Genomic DNA, 1,404 nt, shown 5'->3' on the forward strand with positions numbered 1-1,404 from the left:
TATGAATTTGAGCGCGATAACACTGCGCTTCGTCATCAAAGACAAACTCAAGATCGCTTTTGATGATAAATTTGAGCGCGATAACACTGCGCTTCGTCATCGAAGACAAACTCAAGATCGTTTTTGATGCTCTCAAGGCTGTCTTCTTGGTAATGGGAGACGTAAAGCAATTGGCTGAGATTTTCACGTGCAATCAGTTCCAACGTGTTTTTTACCAAGCGTCGTCCTAAAAAGTCGAGACCTTGATAAGGCTCATCCAAAATGAGTAGCGTTGGCTGCTTCACTATAGCGCGCGCGATCAACAGCAAACGTTGCTGACCGTATTCCAACTGTTTGAAAGACGTCTTTTCGTAGTGACGCATGTGTAAGATATCAAGCCACTCTTTAGCTACGTCAATCTCTTTACGCGAAGGCTGATTATACAAGCCAATCGAGTCGTAGAACCCAGACAGAATGACCTCTAACGCGCTGCAATTCACTCGGTATTGAAGATGCAGTGCAGAGGAGACCATGCCAATATGCTGTTTTATCTCCCAGATGCTTTCGCCAGAGCCTCGCTTCTTGCCGAAGATGTGGATGTCGTTACTGTAGCATTGTGGATGATCGCCAAATATCAGCCCCAATAACGTACTTTTACCACAGCCGTTTGGCCCTTTAACTTGCCAGTGTTGCCCTTGAACTATGCGCCAATTCAGGTCAGTGAAAATACGTTTTTCAGTGTATTCAACTTGGCCATTTTTTAGTTCGAAAATAGGATCATCGAAGTGTGTAGAGTGTTGGTGACGTCGTATCAACCCCATCATCTCTTCGCTTTGTTTTTGGGATTGTGACTTGATTTGTTCGATTATCGGGTGGTTGTCCCAACTCTCTTTATTCATTGTGCTGTCAAGACTGCCGGCATTAAATAGCGCCACATGATCTATCCATTCTGGCATGTCGGACTCGCGAGAAAACGTAATCAACATCTGGACGGATTGCGAAAGCGAGTGCAAATAGGTTGCGAGTGAAGCGCGGTGGGCAACATCTAGACCGACAAAAGGATTATCCAGAAGCACAAGGTCAGGTTGGGTTGCCAACGCTCTAGCGAGCATGACTCGTCTGGTCTCGCCAGTCGATAAAACACGAAAACCGCTCTGTTTTAAATGGTGAAGGTCGAGCTCTTCAAGCAGTCTTTCCGTTGTTGCTGCATCTTGGCAGCACTCAAAAATCAAAGCATAAACGGTACTGCCTTGGTCGATACGATCGAGAAAATCGGTGTCGTCCTTTTCTAGCTCACGTTCAAGTAGTCGTTGTTGCTCTGAAAGCGATACTTGCGCGACTTTCAATTCACCAAGATCCAACGTCCCTTGTGTGGGTTTCAGTTCGCCACAAAGCAGATCGCCTAGCAGGGAGCCGATGTCGCCT

At 46.3% G+C, this 1,404-nt stretch carries 1 protein-coding gene; it reads right to left on the reverse strand.

The genetic code is table 11. The annotated features are described in order from the left end of the window. Window positions 1–47 precede the first annotated feature (47 nt). On the reverse strand, window positions 48–1,404 hold a 1,357-nt coding region (locus R7E00_RS23445; protein WP_318124629.1), incomplete at its 5' end, for an ATP-binding cassette domain-containing protein.

The sequence above is a fragment of the Vibrio sp. Vb1755 genome (assembly GCF_033338635.1).
GTDB lineage: Bacteria > Pseudomonadota > Gammaproteobacteria > Enterobacterales > Vibrionaceae > Vibrio > Vibrio alginolyticus.